The organism is Sporolactobacillus putidus (assembly GCF_014647035.1).
Classification (GTDB): domain Bacteria; phylum Bacillota; class Bacilli; order Bacillales; family Sporolactobacillaceae; genus Sporolactobacillus; species Sporolactobacillus putidus.
Genome location: NZ_BMOK01000001.1, coordinates 214,829 through 231,112 on the forward strand (window position 1 = coordinate 214,829; position 16,284 = coordinate 231,112).

The following is a 16,284-nucleotide window of genomic DNA, read 5'->3' on the forward strand; positions in this document are numbered from 1 at the left end:
TCCTAAAACGGTACCTTCTTCCGCTTGATAAAATCGGCAAACTGACCAGCCGAGAGTGTGTTCAGCACGTTCTCCGGTCGTATCCAGCCGCGCGCGGCCGTCCGGACACCCAGCCCCATTTCGTCAATCATTTTCATAGAATGGCTGTCCGTATCGATCGCTATTTTAACACCCGCTTCCTGAGCTTTCCGAACCCATTCAGCGGACAGATCAAGCCGGTTGCGGTTCGCATTCAGTTCCAATGCCGTTCCTGTTTCAGACGCCAGTTTAATCAGACGGCCGATGTCCGCGCGGTAACCGCTGCGTTTCCCGAGCAGACGGCCGGTCGGATGGGCGATCAGCCGCACATAAGGGTTCCTGCATGCCGCCTCGAGCCGCCTCATGATTTCAGCCTGGCTCTGGTTGAAAGAAGAATGAATGGACGCGATGACAAAATCAAGTTTCTCAAGCACTTCATTGGTATAATCCAGCGTTCCGTCCGGAAGAATATCCATTTCGACACCTGAATAGAGTGTAAAGTCATCGTACAGCGCGTTGACGCGCGCCACTTCCTCTAGCTGATCGAGCAGCCGGCGCTCGGAAAGGCCGTCAGCCACTCTCAGCGACTTGGAATGATCGGTCAGACAGGCGTACGCATAACCTTTTGCTCTCATAGCTCCGGCCATTTCCTCAATAGTGTACGAGCCGTCGCTCCACGTAGAGTGCATATGCAGATCGCCTTTAATATCCGACAGTTTGATCAGTCCGAGCGGCGAGCGGCGCGCCTGGTCTACTTCGTCCGTCCCCTCTCGCACCTCGGGCGGAATCTCGTTCAGCCCGAAATGGTGATAAAATTCGTTCTCGCTGGAAAAGGTGATCATGCGGCCGTTCTCCAGTTCAACACCGTATTCACTGATCTTTTCTCCGCGTTCCTTTGCCAGATGGCGCATAAGTATGTTGTGTTCCTTAGATCCGGTAAAATGATGAAGCGTTGTAATAAAAGTTTCAGGCGAAGCCAAACGAAAGTCGACAGAGACTTTATAACCGTCATTCATCAGAACTGTTATTTTTGCGTCCCCGCGCCCGATCACTTCGGACACGGGCAGGCGTTCCAGAATCCGGTCTGCGGCTCCTTCAGGATCCTGAGTCTCCAGCACAAAATCGAGATCTTTCATGGTCTCTTTTCCCCGCCGAAGGCTTCCCGCCCTGGAAAAACGGCCGATTTCCGGAATCGTTCCGAGTATCGATTCTATTTTTTCCGCAAGATCCGTCATATAAGCGATGGACAGAATCTCCGGACGGTTTTTCCCTTCCTGAATCGCTTTCAGCAGTTTTTCTTCCGTCTTCTTCCCGAAACCCGGCAGACCGCTTACACGGCCCTGTTCACAGGCCTCCCGCAATGACGTCATGTCGGTTACATGAAGGGCCCGGTACAATGTGCCGATCTTCTTCCCTCCCAGTCCCGCAATATTGAGCAGACCGAGCAGGCTCTCGGGAATTTCTCCCTGCAGACTCCGAAGTACGGATGACTCGCCGGTTGCCATCAGTTCCTCTATGGCATGTGACGTCGACCGGCCGATGCCCTTGATCGCGGATACATCTTCTATTCCGGCCATGGATCGCCGATCGGTTTCCAGCGCCTGTCCCGCTTTGCGGTAGGCGGCCACTTTAAAAGGGTTTTCCCCTATAATTTCCAGATAGAGCGCAATGGTATCCAATTTATCAATAATCTGTTTTTTGTTCAATCAGATCACTCTTTTCCCCCAAAAGGAGAAAAATTTACCGAATCGCCGGGCAGCGGATCATCCCCGGAACATAAAAGCCACCCACATACTTTTGAACATTTTCGAAAATACTGGTGTATTGCCAATAATTGACTGGGCCAGCGACGAGTGGCTGATCGAAGACTGAATGCCGCCCATCGGTGTCAGCGCACCTGCGTAAAGCAAGAGAAAGACGATCAGATAGATTTCCACAAAACCGAGCACACCGCCGGACAGATGATTCACTGAACGGATAATCGGCATTTCCGCCAGAAAATTAAGCATGGATCCAAGAATATTCAACACAATTTTTGACGAAATAAAAAGAATGACAAAAGCAATAGCCTGATAATAGGCGGACTGCAGATTGAGACTGCCTAAAAAACTGAACGTTCCGCTGTGTGAGGCCGACGTCGGAGAGGGTAGCCAGAACTTGAGGACCCCCGCCAGTTGTTTATAGTACAAAAAGGCGACGACATAAGAGACGATAAATCCGGCAAGATGGACGAGCTGAAGAACCAGGCCGCGCCGGAATCCCGTGAAGAAACCTGCAGCAAGCAGCAGTAAGATTATTATGTTAAGCAGCATATGTTCAATCCCATCTTTCTGTAAGCGTGTCGAAAAATTTTCGATAATGCCGGCTGTATTCCGGGGGTACGTAAATCCCTTTCCCTGTGGAAAGATATTCCTTTTTCATTCCCAGCGACCATCCTGCATTATGATTCTCTAAGTTCATCATATCAAAAAGTCGGCCATTTGAAAAATAGCCGCTTGCAAATGCAGCGCCAATAGTTTTGCTGAACAACAATATTTTTTGCGAGCGGCAATATTTTTTGGTGAACAGTGATATTCTTCCGCGAACGGCGATATTTTCGGCTGAGCAGCGATATATTTTCACGAACGGCGATATTTTCGGCTGAGCGGCGATATATCTTCGCGAACGGCGATATTTTCGGCTGAGCAGCGATATATCTTCGCGAACGGCGATATTTTCGGCTGAGCAGCGATATATCTTCGCGAACGGCGATATTTTCGGCTGAGCAGCGATATATTTTCACGAACGGCGATATTTTCGGCTGAACAGCGATATATTTTCGCGAACGGCGATATTTTCGGCTGAACAGCGATATATTTTCACGAACGGCGATATTTTCGGCTGAGCAGCGATATATTTTCGCGAACGGCGATATTTTTCTCTGAACAGCGATATATTTTCGCGAACGGTGATATTTTCGGCTGAACAGCGATATATTTTCACGAACGGCGATATTTTCGGCTGAGCAGCGATATATCTTCGCGAACGGCGATATTCTTCCGCGAACGGCGATATTTTTCTCTAAACGAGGATATTTTGGGCTAAGCCGGTGTAAATGTTGAAAGGATCCGGACATGAAAAACGAAGAGAGCTGAAAAATAACCCCTCTTCGTCGTTAACCCTCTGTTGATTCGCTCTTAACTTCTGAGCTGCGCGCCCAGCCGCTGACTGCAGGCGTCGATAATCTGTCCGTGAACTGCATTGACTTCATCATCGGTCAATGTCCGTTCGGGATCAAGATAGACAAGCGAGAATGCCATCGATTTCTCATTTTCAGCGACGTGCGCTCCTTCGTAAACATCAAAAAGTCTGACTGAAGCAAGCAGCGGACCGGCCGCCTCCCGAATGACACGGTCAAGATCTGCCGCGGAAACAGACCGGTCAACCACGAGGGCAATATCGCGCGTGATTGAAGGAAAACGCGGCAGGATTCTGTAGGCGATCTCCGGTTCGCTCTTTCTAAGCAGCGATTCGATGGCGACTTCAAAGACAAAGGTTTCATTCAGGCCCGCGTCTTTCTGAACCTTCGGATGGAGGGCGCCTGCGTAGCCGATCACCTTTCCGTCAAGAAAAATTTCCGCCGTCTGACCCGGATGCAGTCCGTCCCGTCTGGCCGGACGGTAGTCGATCCGTTCAGAAACAGCCAGCGACTCGAACAAAGTTTCAAGAACACCTTTTACTGTATAAAAATCAACCGGCCGGGCCTCACCTTCCCAGCTGCGTTCGGCGGATCTTCCGGTAATGGCTCCGGCAAGATGCTCTTCTTCGCCGGGACGCGGGTTTCCCGGCTTCGGAATAAAGACTTTTCCGATTTCGTAGAGCGCCACGTCAGGCATCTGGCGGTTCAGATGGTACTTGACGACACCAATCAGCTGAGGCACGATGCTCTGACGAAGCACGGCGTGCTCTTCACTCATCGGCCAAATGACTTTCACCTGTTTTTCAGAAGCCGGATGAACGGTGTACGCCGACGCGTGATCGCCGGTCGTCAGCGAATAGGTGTAGGCCTGGGTGAGCCCCGCACTTTCCATCAGGCGTTCAGTGCGTCTGCGGAGCTTCTGATACGGTGTGAGTTCCGCTTGAACCGCGGAACCTTCGGGCAGGGTCGCAGGAATATGATCATATCCGTACATGCGCCCGACTTCCTCGACCAGATCTTCCGGAATGGCTACATCAAAGCGTCTGGCGGGAACTTTGACATGTATCGTATCGCCTTCGGTCTTAACAGTAAAACCAAGACGTCCGAGTGTTCCTTTGATCACGTCAAAAGAAAGATTTGCTCCAAGCACCTGATTGATTTTTTTCCATGGCATGGTGATTACCGTTTCCGGAACCGTCCGTTCACCTTGTTCGACAATGCCCTTTAAAACACGCGCGTGCGCATATATTGCGAGCAGTTCCGCGGCCCGGTCGGACGCCGGCGCGACGCGGTTCCTGTCCAGCCTTTTCTCAAAGCGGCTGCTGGCATCTGTGCGCATCTGCAGGCGGGCCGCGGTTTTCCGGATTGAAATCGGATCGAAAACGGCGGACTCAAGAAGCACTTTGTTTGTCGACAGCGTCACCTCCGAGCTTTCGCCGCCCATGATTCCGGCGACAGCCGCGGCTTCTTTGCCGTTCGTAATGACTATGTCCTCTTTGGTCAGCGTCCGCTCCTGGCCGTCCAGCGTTTTTATCGTTTCATTCCGATCCGCAAAACGGACAAGCACGCGATCCGATCCGAAGGCGTCGAAATCAAACGTATGCAGCGGCTGCCCGTACTCAAGCATCACGTAGTTGGAAATATCGACAACGTTGCTGATCGGCCGGATACCCGCGGCCATCAGACGAAGCTGCATCCAGCGTGGCGAAGAAGCAACCTCGATGCCCTCGATCAGCCGCGCGCTATAATACGGCACTTTTTCCCCCGCTTCTACTTTCAGACTGATTTTATCCGCCGCCGCTTGATCTGTCTCTATCACATCCGGGGCCGGAATGTGGACCGGACGATCAAAAATCGCAGCCACTTCATGGGCGACCCCGATCATGTTCATGCAATGGGCGCTGCTGACCAGAATATCAAGATCTAAAATCGCATCGTCCAGGTTAAGGTAAGGCAGCGCGTCGGCACCGACGGGAACATCTTCATCGAACACGTAGATGCCGTCCGCATACTCTTTCGGCACGAGGTCACTGTCCACACCCAATTCGCTCAGCGCGCAGATCATTCCGTTCGATTCCTCACCGCGGAACTTCGAGCGTCTGATTTGTACACCGCCGCCAATCCGCGCACCTACCGTCGCAACAGGCACCTTCTGGCCAGCAGCGACATTCTGGGCGCCGCAGACGATCTGAACGGTCTCCGCGCCCAGATCCACCTGGCACAGATGAAGGTGATCCGATGCGGGATGCGGTTCACACGCCGACACTTTCCCGACAACAATACCTTTCAGGTCCTTTCCGGGATAAGTCAGATGCTCCACTTCAATTCCCGCGTTCGTAATCCTGTCCGCTAGTTCTTCAGGAGTCACGCCATCCAGATCCACGTAATCCTGCAGCCATTTATATGAAACCAACATGTCTTGAACCTCCTCTTTACGCCCGTTTAAATTGTTTCAGAAAACGGATGTCATCCGTGTAAAAATTTCTGATGTCCTCAATACCGTATTTCAGCATCGCGATCCGCTCCGGCCCCATGCCGAAGGCGAATCCGGTATAAACCGATGGATTAAATCCGGACATTCGGAGCACGTTCGGATGCACCATGCCGGCACCGAGAATTTCAATCCAGCCGGTTCCCTTGCAGACGGCGCATCCGTGGCCGCCGCACCTGAAACAGGAAATATCCATTTCGACAGACGGTTCTGTGAAAGGGAAGAAACTTGGCCGCAGCCGGATTTCACGTTCGGCACCGAACATGTGCTTGGCAAAAACGGTCAGGACCCCTTTCAGATCGCTCAGCCTGACGTTTTTATCCACACAGAGGCCCTCGATCTGCATGAACTGATGCGAGTGTGTCGCGTCATCATTATCGCGTCGATATACTTTTCCGGGACAAATGATTTTAACCGGCCCCTCCCCCTTATGCGCTTCCAAAGTCCGCGCCTGCATCGGCGAAGTATGGGGACGGAGCAGAATTTCATCTGTGATGTAAAAAGAGTCCTGCATATCGCGGGCCGGATGATCTTTCGGAAGATTCAGCGCTTCAAAGGCGTAATAGTCTTCTTCCACTTCAGGCCCTTCGGCAATCGAAAATCCAAGGCCGATAAAAAGATCCTCCACCTCACGGATGACGGATGCCAGCAGGTGGTGTGCGCCGATCTGAGCTTTTCTTCCCGGCAATGTGACATCGATCTTCTCGCTCTCCAGCTGCGCCTCCAGCACTCCCGCCTCAAGTTCAGCCTTTTTTTCTTCAATCCAGACCCCTATCGCTTTTCTGACATCATTCGCCAGCTGTCCGATCACCGGACGTTCTTCTTTTGCCAGTTTGCCCATGCCCTTCAGCACTTCGGTAATCGGACCCTTTTTCCCAAGATAACGGACATGAACGTCCTGAAGCTGCTTCAGGCTGCTTACTGATCCGATACTTTCCAATGCCTTATCTCTCAGTTCGAGCAACTTATCCTGCAACATTTTTTCTTCACCCTTTCTCTTATTGAAAAATAAAAAGCTCCATCCCTGTAAAAGGGACGAAGCATCGCGGTACCACCCTTGTTGACAGCGTTCTGAAAACACTGCCCACTCAGAAATCTGAATAACGGTTGATCAGACCGGTCCATTCTTAACTAACATTCAGCGTTCAAATGGCAGCTCCGGAGTGAATTCGTTCCGTCCGTCCCATAGGCGCGCTCTCAGTCCATGGCGCGTCCTCCCTTTTTGGCGGTGCGGAAGTACTGCTCTCCTTCTCGGCTTTTCATGTTTACGAAAGGGAACATCAAGACCCTCGCATTAGATTCTTTACTTAGTATAGGCATTTTACACACTGCGTGCAAGTCCCTTTGTCTGAAGCCAGTAGAGGAGAATTCCCGCAGCGACCGCGACATTCATTGATTCCGCTCGCCCGGCCATTGGAATTTTCACTTCTTTATCCATTTCCGCGAGCAGTTCCGGTGATGCGCCGTTCCCCTCATTGCCGACCACGAGGCCAAAATAAGGGCCGGACACAGCGGTGGCCGTCATGTCCCTTCCTTGCAGTGACGAGCCGTAGAGGGAAATACCCAGCTTCTTCATCTCCGACACGACGGCAAACAGATCACGATGGATAACGGGGAGATGAAAGTGGGAGCCCTGTGCGGAGCGCAGCGTTTTTGCGTTGTAGCCGTCGACACAGCCTTCGCCCAGAAACACTGCATCGAGGCCGAACGCGTCCGCGGTGCGGATCAGTGTGCCCAGATTGCCCGGATCCTGTACGCCATCGACGAGCAGATACCGTCCTCTCTGAATGGAAAGAGCAGGCTGAATCATCCGGCAGACGCCAATGACTCCTTGCGGCGTTTCCGTCTGCGACAGCTCGGTAAAAATTTTATGAGTGACCTGATAAACCTCCACATCCGCTATCGGCCAGTCCGGAGGCAGATGAAATCCTTCATCGATGATCACGTCTGTCAGACAATCGTTCGCGGTAAAAAGGGCTTCCTGCAACAGATGAGGACCTTCGAGCAGGTACATCCGCTCCTTTTCCCGCCATTTCTTCATTTGAAGCTTCTTCCAATTTTTCACTTTCTCATTTTGCAGCGATACCATTCGTCTCAAAGAAAAGACTCCTTTAAAAGGAAATTATTCTGTCTGTAATGACTCCGTTCATACATATATCCGCGTGTTTAATCCATACTATACCATATTGCCTGTATAAAATGCTTAAAGAAAGGGGCACGATTTACACATGGATCTGGATATTCGCCGCGCAGTACTGCACAACTTATCCGGCAATAACAAGGAACAGCTTCAGGAGACAATCGTTGACGCCATCCGCAACGGCGAGGAAAAAATGCTGCCGGGGCTCGGCGTCCTGATGGAAGTGATCTGGAACAAATCCGATGCTGCGTTCCGCGATCAGATGCTCACGCGACTGGAACAAGGCGTTTAATCGAAAAAACAATCACCATAAAAGAACGAATGCGGGAATCGGGATGCTGTTTATCCCGATTTTCTTTCAGAAAATGAAGACGAGAATCTATGACCGGGCGATTGGCAACTGAACAGGGCGATTTCCTTATATTTTTTTAGCGATTGGGCGATTGGGCGATTCTCTCTTCTTTTCGGGCGATTCACTCCTGACAGGACCAATCTCTGCCTAAGTAGAGATTGCCCCGGCTTTTGCCCGATGCGCCCCTGAATATAATAAATGAGAGTCCGCTCAACTCGAACGGGCTCTCATTTATTATCAAACTATATTATTTAGCTGCTTTTGCTTTTTCAGCGAGTGTTGCAAATGCGTCCGCATCATGAACGGCGAGATCGGCCAGCATCTTGCGGTTCACTTCGATACCGGCCGTTTTCAGACCGTGGATCAGCTTGCTGTAGGACAAGCCGTTAATCCGGGCTGCGGCGTTAATTCGCGCAATCCACAATTTGCGGAAATTACGTTTGGTCTGACGGCGGTCACGATAAGCATAGGCCAGCGACTTGAAGACCTGCTGCTGGGCCACCTTGAATAATTTATGTTTTGCACCGAAATAGCCTTTTGCAAGTTTCAGCACTCTCTTGCGTCTGCGCCGCGTCACATATCCGCCTTTTACTCTTGCCATGTTGAAAACCTCCTAGAAAAAATAACTGTTCCGTTCTTTTCTTTTTTTAAGTTAAGCGTTGATCATTTTTTTGACTTTCTTTGCCAAAGTAGACGTCGCGATGGCGCTCTTCCGCAGATTGCGTTTTTGTTTCTGAGACTTATGGATCATCATATGGCTTGTGTAAGAATGGTTCCGTTTCATTTTTCCGGTGCCGGTTTTCTTGAAACGTTTTGCGGCACCTTTGTGTGTTTTCATTTTTGGCATAAAAAATTCCTCCTGACGGAGCCTATTAAAACGCGCTCCTTGGTTGCTTATTTTACTTTTCGGCCTTAGGGGCAAGCACTAGGAACATGCTTCGGCCTTCCATTTTCGGCTTTGCCTCAATCACGCTGATATCCGCGCATTCCTGAGCCAGCTTTTCAAGAACCTGCCGTCCGAGATCGGAGTGCGTGATCGCCCGTCCCCTAAAACGGACGGAGGCCTTGACTTTGTCGCCTTTCTCAAGAAATTTCTTCGCATTGCGCATTTTCGTATTGAAGTCGTGTTCCTCAATACTCGGGCTCAGACGAATTTCCTTGAGACTGATGACTTTTTGATTTTTGCGGGCTTCCCGGTCCTTCTTCTGCTGTTCGAAGCGGAATTTACCGTAGTCCATGATGCGGCATACCGGGGGTTTGGCGCCGGGCGCAACCATGACTAGATCAAGATTGACATGGTGAGCCAGGGCCAAAGCTTCCGACTTGGTTTTAATGCCGACTTGTTCCCCATTTTGACCAATCAGCCGAACCTGCTGAGCGCGGATCCCCTCGTTGACAATCATTTCTTTGCTAATATTGAGCCACCTCCAAAATAAGTTGAGCAAGTTTCCTGGCCAGATGAACATAAAGATGATTTGGCAAGGTCGGACCGCCTGGCTGCAACAGCCGGAAAACTCTGGCTCTGAAATGCCGCGGGATGCAGCTTCAGTCCGAACCCTGCACTGATTCTTCCTGATCTGCTTATTCAGCAGTCAAAATAAAAATGCGGGCGCATAAACGCCCGCATTGAAAATTCAACCTTATATCCAGACCCGACAACTGCATTTCTGCGTCGTCCAGGTGAGAAGCCGGGCGCCTCTGCTTTCACTCAATATCGATTAACTATTACAATATAGCACGTCAATGCTTATATTGCAAGGCTGGGATCGGCACTTTTTATTCTAACGAGTTAAATTCTATTTATCAAAGAGTGGTTTTAACGGTCGGCATTCCTCTACTAGGAATCAGGCATTATTTAACGACAGGTTTTTTCGTGATCCGGTTTTTAATTTCTTCAAGTATGCCAGCCTTAAAAGCTTCGTAAGAGACCGTATTCGATTCCTGTTCGCCATATTTACGAACGTTCAGGGTGTGATTTTCGATTTCCTGATCGCCTATTACAAGCGTGTACGGAATTTTGTGCGTCTGCGCATCGCGGATCTTATAACCCAGTTTTTCCGCACGGCGGTCGGCATGTGCCCGAATGCCGATTGCTTTCAAGTCGTGCTCAAGCTTGGAGACATAGTCCAGGTGAACATCCGCGACCGGAATAAGTTCCGCCTGAACAGGCGCCAGCCAGGTCGGGAACGCCCCGGCGAAGTGTTCGACCAGGATGCCGAAAAACCGGTCGAGTGAACCATAAACAGCGCGATGGATGACAACCGGGCGGACCCTTTCGTTATTCTCATCAATGTAGGTTAGATCAAATTTTTCAGGCATCTGGTAGTCAAGCTGAATCGTCGCGCATTGGTGGCTCCGTCCGAGAGCGTCCTTAATGTGAAAATCGATTTTGGGACCGTAGAACGCACCGTCGCCTTCATTGATCGTAAAAGGCATCTCCATATCATTAAGAACGCGGCTTAGAGAAGCTTCCGCCTGATCCCAAAGTTCAATGCTTCCCATGTGATCTTCCGGACGGGTTGAGAGCTCAACTGAATAGTCGAAGCCGAACGTACTGTATATTTTACCGATCAGTTCAAAAATGTTTTTAATTTCACTTTCAATCTGATCCGGTCTGACAAAGATATGCGCGTCATCCTGGCAGAATGTACGGACACGCAGCATGCCGTTCAGCGCACCGCTGAGTTCGTGGCGGTGAACCTGGCCGAATTCGGCAATCCTTATCGGCAGATCGCGATAGGAATGCAGCGTGTCTTTATAGATCAACATATGGCCCGGACAGTTCATCGGTTTCAGAGCATAGTTGACATCGTCCACCTTGGTAAAATACATATTTTCGTGATAGTGATCCCAGTGGCCGGAGTTCTCCCAAAGTCGCTGATTCATCATTAAAGGGGTACGCACTTCTTCATAGTCGGCCTGGCGCTGCAGCTCACGCGAAAAGTTTTCCAGCTCCGTCCGGATGATCTGACCGTTTGCCAGATAGAAAGGCATTCCAGGCGCCTCTTCCGAAAACATGAACAGCTCAAGCTGCTTGCCAAGCTTACGATGATCTCTTTTCTGTGCCTCTTCGAGAAAATGGAGATGACTGTCCAGATCTTTCTGACTCAGGAACGCCACGCCGTAAACACGCTGCAGCATCTTATTATTGCTGTCGCCGCGCCAGTACGCACCGGCAACGCTCATCAGCTTAAAGGATTTAATCCTGCCGGTCGAAGGCAGATGCGGACCGCGGCAGAGATCCGTATATTCACCCTGCCTGTAAAGAGTGATCGTTGCGTCTTCCGGCAGATCACGAATCAGTTCAAGTTTCAAAGGGTCGTTAATTTCCGTAAAAATCCGGATGGCTTCCTCGCGGGAGACCTCTTCGCGGACAATTGGAAGATTTTCGCCAATGATTTTCTTCATTTCCTTTTCAATCGCCGGAAAATCTTCCTTCGTCAGTGAATGCGGCATATCCACATCATAATAGAAGCCATTTTCAATAACCGGCCCGATTCCAAGCTTGACTTCGGGATAGAGGCGCCTCAGTGCCTGGGCAAGCAGATGCGCACAGCTGTGCCGCATAATCTTAATCCCTTCTTCAGAATCAAGCGGAATAATTTCAATCGAGGCATTTTCTTGGATGGGTCTTTTTAAATCATACAAATCATGGTTGATTTTTCCAGCGACGGCTTTTTTCTTGAGGCTTGCCGACAGAGATGCCGCTACTTGTTCCGTTGTCACATCCTGCGGATATTCCCGAACGGATTGATCGGGAAAAGTGAGTTGAATTTCTGACAATGACTTTCACTCCCTGTTTACGAATGATCCGTAATTTCTTCGAAAGAATGGATGATGGATGAAAGGCAGTACGACGCAAAAAAAGCACCCGTCCGCAAAAGGGACGAGTACTTTCTCGTGGTTCCACCCTTGTTCCTGTTCAGCGGGCCGTACGGGAACAGACAGCTATCTGCACTGAACCGGCACGCTGAAACAGCTCAAGATTTTGATAACGGAAAAAATCCGTCAGCGGATGCTTTCGTTCTCCGCCAAAGTTCAGAGGCGGTAAATCTCCCGCACCGTTAGGAACTTGCACCAGCGTCCCCTCTCTAAAAACGGTCGTGAAAGACCCATGTCCTCATCGTCACCGATCTTCTATCAAAGTATAAACCGATTATAGGCCGTCTGCGGCTGAAAATCAAGTTTCTCCGGAAAACGCGGACAGCCCGAAGAAGTTTAAATTGGCTCAGGCCTTGACTTTTTCCCGGTTATTCATCAGAAAATCAAACAGCATATCGCGGCTGACCTGTTTTGCCTCTTCCTTCAGACCGAGCTGACGGAGAATTTCCAGTCCGATCGGAAGCGCGGTCCCCGCGGCTCTGGACGTGATGATGTTCCCGGAAACAACGACAGGATCTTCGCTGTAGTCGGCATCCTTGATGTGGCTGCGAAAATCCGGATTGCTCGTCACCGTCTCGCCCTTCAGGATGCCGGCACGTTCCAGGGCAATCGGCGCGGCGCAAATTGCGGCAACTTTCCTGCCCTTTTCTTTGTAGTAGCGGATCAGTTTCTGTGCCCGTTCATCGTCCCTCAGTGTCGCCGCTCCTTTTGCTCCGCCAGGGAGATAGATGCCGTCGAAGTCCGTGAACGGACCGCTGTCGATCGTCGTATCCGCCTGAACCACAATATGGCGGGATCCTTCAACCCGTTTATCATCAAGAGCGCACAGGACAACTTCGACGCCCCCCCTCCGGAGCACATCGATGACGGTCACCGCTTCTGTTTCCTCAAAGCCGTTCGCGAGCAATACTAGAAATCTTTTCAACAGATTCACCTCCGAAAAAATACTGACACACTTATCGTAGCATATTAAGAAGCGATCTTTCAAAATTCCCGGCTATTTTTAGTGCACAGACAAATCATGAATGTTCAAAACATTTTCGAAAAGCAGTTATAAAAAAAACGTATCCTTTTCAAACCATGCATATTTATATCGCTCTACCGGATTAATCATTGCTTTTACCTCCTTTTATTTTTTTGGCTCTGTTGAATTTGATTGTTGTTTCTCGCTCCGCGCGTTCGTTTTTTGCGGACAATCCACGCACTTTCCGCTCAATCGGCAAAGGAACAAATCAACATTGAGCTTTAACATAGTGATTTTTTAAGACATCGTTCTTATTATCTGTAGTATCGCGAATAGTCGATCCGTCTGTCGAGTATTTTTTCCGTCAGCGTTTTAATTCTTTGCTCATCTTCATAACGTATCTGAGCGCATGGCGGCCGCTTTACAGCGATTGTCAGTGTAAAGGCCAGAAAGTTCAGTTTCAGCATTCGATTCCCCCCTTCCCGTTTTCGAATGGCGTTATTCATGAATACCGGTGCTGCAAGATACGTGTTGTTCTTCAAAAAAATCGTTGGCATACTTTACCAGCCTCCTATTTGTAATTGAATGATTTATATAAAGACCCACCATGGATAAGTGGCCGGTCTTATATACAGAAAAAGACCATAACGGCGTGAAGCCGAAACGGTCTTATCTCAAAAAGGGCGCAAAAAGACCGCAGTCATTGATGACCTGCGGTTCGCTTCAGTGATTAAAGGTTCTTCATTTCAATGATGCAAAGCAGCTGCTTCCGAGGCCATCAGAACTTGAGATTCAATTGGTGAAACCGAATGAATGATTCCGTTATTCATCAACATGTTGTGACAGCCTCCTTAAAATCTTTTATAACACTTTAATTCTATATGGAAAAAATTGCCTTGTAAAGCCCTTTAATTTTTTATGTGAGTATCCCTTTAACTCATACAGATACTGATGCTCATACAGGCACTTCATGATTTACCCACAGGTTTGTTCTGATTTTTCACACTTATTGATTCTAGGTCGTTTACTGTCGATTCTTTGAGCGTTACTGTTGATTCTTTGCCATTTACTGCTGATTCTTAACCCTTTACTGTCGATTCTCTGCTCATTACTGACGATTGTCCGGCTGTGTGCTTCTGCGAACACATGGAAATAAGCTTTTCAGCCCCTTTTTTCATAAAATAGCTTCCGTTTACTAGCTGATTTTTAAATGGGCTCAATTGTCGTCGTATGAAGAAAAAAATCCGTCATATTTTTCATCGGTTTGTTTCATCCTTTGAGCTCTAACATAAGCTAGCGGTACAATCAGTATTTTTTATTATACCGGGTTTGCCTCCCTGTTTAAGCTTACTGTGAATAACCGGCCTCGTTTTCTGCACGGAAACTTCCGGGAAGAAAACAGACGCGGTCTTCAAACACCTGATGCAGCGTTTTCATCATACCATGCTCCGGCCGGTCAGTATACACGACGACCTGTTTGGGAGCAAGAGCAATAAGCGTCAGAATAATCGACGGCTCCGCATCGATTCCCCACTGCTTTAATAATGGATAGAAAGAGCGCACCGACTGCACGTTGCGGATCAACCGATGGCGGTCGTCAAATAATTTGAAAGGCGACTCGTCAAACACTTCTATTTTTTCGCAAAGCGGTTTATAAGCCCGTATAATGCGGCGCAGCTTGTCAATGAACACCTGGTATTCCTGCTCCAGCTTGTATTCATCGATGGCAATCTCCACAAAACGGCGGAGAGCTTCGCGGTACGCCGTGAGACGGAATCTTAAAATAGACTGAAGGGACAGCGTGCAGTGTTCCGTCAGGATGTCGGCCAGTGAATCTATGATGAGCTGTTTCCGGTCGGGCAACCCGCCCGCTTGCGGAAGATCGTTCTTTTCTCCGGCAAAAATGGCGCTGACAATGCCCAGTATGGCAATCTTCTCCTCCGGTTCGGTAAACAAATAGTGCTTCTCAATGATCTCTGTCAGCCATCCTTTTTCATATCTGTCGATAATGAACCGTGAAATAAAACGGGCAAATTCCTTGTAATCGGATTCGATCTCAGGAAAAGCGGCCAGGCGGCTGTTGATCAGGAGCACATTCGCCGCCTGCCTGAAAGTGGAAGGCAGCCCTCTGTAAAATTCAACCGCTTCCTGCTTCGACTCAAATGCAATATCCAATGGTTCATCCTCCCCGTCCCATCTTATATAAAAACTATATGGGAGGGAGTCCCGGATCATGCTCCCGCTGCCTGCTTTTTTCTTTTAAAAAAAGTTCTGTTCATCCGTGTTACTCCCATGAACGTGGAAAAACGTTTCCGCCGAGGCTACCTGCGATTTGCACCCTCCATCCGGACTAGTGTGGTAAAATGACGGATACGCTCCATCAGGCGCCTTGCCTTGACATTTTCCACACCGCTTTTCTGCGAGTATGAAAAATGATCTTCCAGTTCATCATAGTTAAAATTAGATGTATAAAGTGTCGGGAGATGCTCCATCATCCGGTACTGGAGGACACTGCCCAGCACTTCGTCACGGATCCATGGCGTTATTGTCTCCGCTCCGATATCGTCGAGAATCAGAACGGGGGTTTTCTTCAGCACATCCAGTTTTCTGTCCACAGAATTATCCTGAATAGCTCCCTTAATTTCCCGGAAAAAATCCGGTGTGTAGACAATCAGCGAGGCTATGGACCGGCGCTCGGCCAGACGATTCATGATCGCGCCCATCAAGTACGTTTTTCCAATACCAAATTGTCCGCAGACGTACAGTCCTTTTACGGCCTCCCCGTTTTCGAGATAGGCTTTGACAAAGTCACCCGCGGCTTTCAGCGCCTGCTGGCGGCCCGGTTCAAGTTTATCAATAGTTTCAAACGTTGCCCGCAAAATGTCTTTCGGAACATAATAGCTGCGGATCAACTGGCTCTGCCGCTGTCTGGCCGCGCGTTCCTGAAACAGGGGACACGGTGAAAAGGCAAGGACCGGTCTGTCTTTGTCGTTCATCAGCCCCGGTCTGTAGCCTTGCATCATATTCGGGCACTTGTCCAGTCCCGGACAGCGGTCGCAATGGCTCCATTCTTCGGCAAACTGATACAGTTCCGAAACGTTCTTCAGCCAGACCGTTCTTGCGATCTGCGGGTTTTGCTGCACAAACCTTTGAATCCTTGGGTTCGCGGACAACAGTTTTTCCGCCATGCGCTCACGGTCCTGCCGAATGCCCTGCTCATCTGCAATGTTCCGAATCAATGATTTGATTGGCTCCATAT

16 protein-coding genes and 2 other annotated features are annotated in these 16,284 nt (G+C 49.5%); of the genes, 1 reads left to right on the plus strand and 15 read right to left on the minus strand.

Annotated features, from left to right (window positions below; all coding sequences use genetic code 11):
- Nucleotides 1–2: 2 nt before the first annotated feature.
- From polX to IEX81_RS01160, 6 genes are all read right to left on the minus strand, one after another.
- Nucleotides 3–1,724: a DNA polymerase/3'-5' exonuclease PolX gene (polX, locus tag IEX81_RS01135; protein ID WP_188800983.1), complete on the minus strand. Its 1,722-nt coding sequence runs from the start codon at nt 1,722–1,724 to the stop codon at nt 3–5.
- A gap of 57 nt (nt 1,725–1,781) precedes the next feature.
- Nucleotides 1,782–2,330, minus strand: coding sequence for a CvpA family protein (locus IEX81_RS01140; protein WP_229727418.1), 549 nt, complete (start codon nt 2,328–2,330; stop codon nt 1,782–1,784).
- Nucleotides 2,331–2,482: 152 nt separating this feature from the next.
- Nucleotides 2,483–3,133, minus strand: coding sequence for a hypothetical protein (locus tag IEX81_RS01145; RefSeq protein WP_188800985.1), 651 nt, complete (start codon nt 3,131–3,133; stop codon nt 2,483–2,485).
- 61 nt (nt 3,134–3,194) lie between these two features.
- Nucleotides 3,195–5,612, minus strand: coding sequence for a phenylalanine--tRNA ligase subunit beta (pheT, locus tag IEX81_RS01150; RefSeq protein WP_188800987.1), 2,418 nt, complete (start codon nt 5,610–5,612; stop codon nt 3,195–3,197).
- Between the two features lie 16 nt (nt 5,613–5,628).
- Nucleotides 5,629–6,666, minus strand: coding sequence for a phenylalanine--tRNA ligase subunit alpha (gene pheS, locus IEX81_RS01155; protein ID WP_373292309.1), 1,038 nt, complete (start codon nt 6,664–6,666; stop codon nt 5,629–5,631).
- A 49-nt stretch (nt 6,667–6,715) separates the two neighbouring features.
- Nucleotides 6,716–6,949: a binding site (T-box leader), on the minus strand.
- Between the two features lie 59 nt (nt 6,950–7,008).
- On the minus strand, nt 7,009–7,776 hold the full coding sequence (locus IEX81_RS01160) for a TrmH family RNA methyltransferase (RefSeq protein WP_188801421.1): 768 nt from the start codon (nt 7,774–7,776) through the stop codon (nt 7,009–7,011).
- 139 nt (nt 7,777–7,915) lie between these two features.
- Between IEX81_RS01160 and sspI the strand changes: the two genes are divergently transcribed.
- A complete protein-coding gene (gene sspI / locus IEX81_RS01165) occupies nt 7,916–8,119 on the plus strand; it encodes a small acid-soluble spore protein SspI (protein ID WP_188800989.1) in 204 nt (67 codons plus the stop codon).
- A gap of 307 nt (nt 8,120–8,426) precedes the next feature.
- Here the strand turns inward: sspI and rplT are convergent, their stop codons facing one another.
- From rplT to dnaI, 9 genes are all read right to left on the minus strand, one after another.
- Nucleotides 8,427–8,780, minus strand: a complete 354-nt coding sequence (rplT, locus tag IEX81_RS01170) for a 50S ribosomal protein L20 (protein WP_188800991.1) — start codon at nt 8,778–8,780, stop codon at nt 8,427–8,429.
- Between the two features lie 51 nt (nt 8,781–8,831).
- Entirely contained in the window at nt 8,832–9,026 is a 195-nt protein-coding gene (gene rpmI, locus IEX81_RS01175) for a 50S ribosomal protein L35 (RefSeq protein ID WP_100488824.1), read from the minus strand.
- Nucleotides 9,027–9,078: 52 nt separating this feature from the next.
- Entirely contained in the window at nt 9,079–9,582 is a 504-nt protein-coding gene (gene infC, locus IEX81_RS01180) for a translation initiation factor IF-3 (protein WP_188801422.1), read from the minus strand.
- 188 nt (nt 9,583–9,770) lie between these two features.
- Nucleotides 9,771–9,889 (minus strand) — a sequence feature (ribosomal protein L20 leader region).
- 141 nt (nt 9,890–10,030) lie between these two features.
- Nucleotides 10,031–11,962, minus strand: coding sequence for a threonine--tRNA ligase (thrS, locus tag IEX81_RS01185; protein WP_188800993.1), 1,932 nt, complete (start codon nt 11,960–11,962; stop codon nt 10,031–10,033).
- A 139-nt stretch (nt 11,963–12,101) separates the two neighbouring features.
- Complete coding sequence (locus tag IEX81_RS01190; protein ID WP_188800995.1) at nt 12,102–12,257, minus strand: hypothetical protein; 156 nt, start codon at nt 12,255–12,257, stop codon at nt 12,102–12,104.
- 150 nt (nt 12,258–12,407) lie between these two features.
- Complete coding sequence (locus IEX81_RS01195) at nt 12,408–12,986, minus strand: DJ-1 family glyoxalase III (RefSeq protein WP_188800997.1); 579 nt, start codon at nt 12,984–12,986, stop codon at nt 12,408–12,410.
- Between the two features lie 353 nt (nt 12,987–13,339).
- Nucleotides 13,340–13,582 (minus strand): YrzI family small protein, encoded by a 243-nt coding sequence (locus IEX81_RS01200; RefSeq protein ID WP_188800999.1) that lies wholly within the window; start codon nt 13,580–13,582, stop codon nt 13,340–13,342.
- Nucleotides 13,583–14,372: 790 nt separating this feature from the next.
- Nucleotides 14,373–15,200, minus strand: a complete 828-nt coding sequence (locus IEX81_RS01205; RefSeq protein WP_188801001.1) for a putative sporulation protein YtxC — start codon at nt 15,198–15,200, stop codon at nt 14,373–14,375.
- Nucleotides 15,201–15,346: 146 nt separating this feature from the next.
- On the minus strand, nt 15,347–16,282 hold the full coding sequence (gene dnaI / locus IEX81_RS01210) for a primosomal protein DnaI (protein ID WP_188801003.1): 936 nt from the start codon (nt 16,280–16,282) through the stop codon (nt 15,347–15,349).
- Nucleotides 16,283–16,284 lie beyond the last annotated feature (2 nt).

What these genes read in the sequence shown, in the direction of transcription:
- IEX81_RS01140 (WP_229727418.1), bottom strand. Translation starts at nt 2,330, where the DNA reads ATGCTGCTTAACATAATAATCTTACTGCTGCTTGCTGCAGGTTTCTTC.
- IEX81_RS01145 (WP_188800985.1), bottom strand. Translation starts at nt 3,133, where the DNA reads ATGTCCGGATCCTTTCAACATTTACACCGGCTTAGCCCAAAATATCCT.
- pheT (WP_188800987.1), bottom strand. Translation starts at nt 5,612, where the DNA reads ATGTTGGTTTCATATAAATGGCTGCAGGATTACGTGGATCTGGATGGC.
- pheS (WP_373292309.1), bottom strand. Translation starts at nt 6,666, where the DNA reads ATGTTGCAGGATAAGTTGCTCGAACTGAGAGATAAGGCATTGGAAAGT.
- IEX81_RS01160 (WP_188801421.1), bottom strand. Translation starts at nt 7,776, where the DNA reads ATGGTATCGCTGCAAAATGAGAAAGTGAAAAATTGGAAGAAGCTTCAA.
- sspI (WP_188800989.1), top strand. Translation starts at nt 7,916, where the DNA reads ATGGATCTGGATATTCGCCGCGCAGTACTGCACAACTTATCCGGCAAT.
- rplT (WP_188800991.1), bottom strand. Translation starts at nt 8,780, where the DNA reads ATGGCAAGAGTAAAAGGCGGATATGTGACGCGGCGCAGACGCAAGAGA.
- rpmI (WP_100488824.1), bottom strand. Translation starts at nt 9,026, where the DNA reads ATGCCAAAAATGAAAACACACAAAGGTGCCGCAAAACGTTTCAAGAAA.
- infC (WP_188801422.1), bottom strand. Translation starts at nt 9,582, where the DNA reads ATGATTGTCAACGAGGGGATCCGCGCTCAGCAGGTTCGGCTGATTGGT.
- IEX81_RS01200 (WP_188800999.1), bottom strand. Translation starts at nt 13,582, where the DNA reads ATGCCAACGATTTTTTTGAAGAACAACACGTATCTTGCAGCACCGGTA.
- dnaI (WP_188801003.1), bottom strand. Translation starts at nt 16,282, where the DNA reads ATGGAGCCAATCAAATCATTGATTCGGAACATTGCAGATGAGCAGGGC.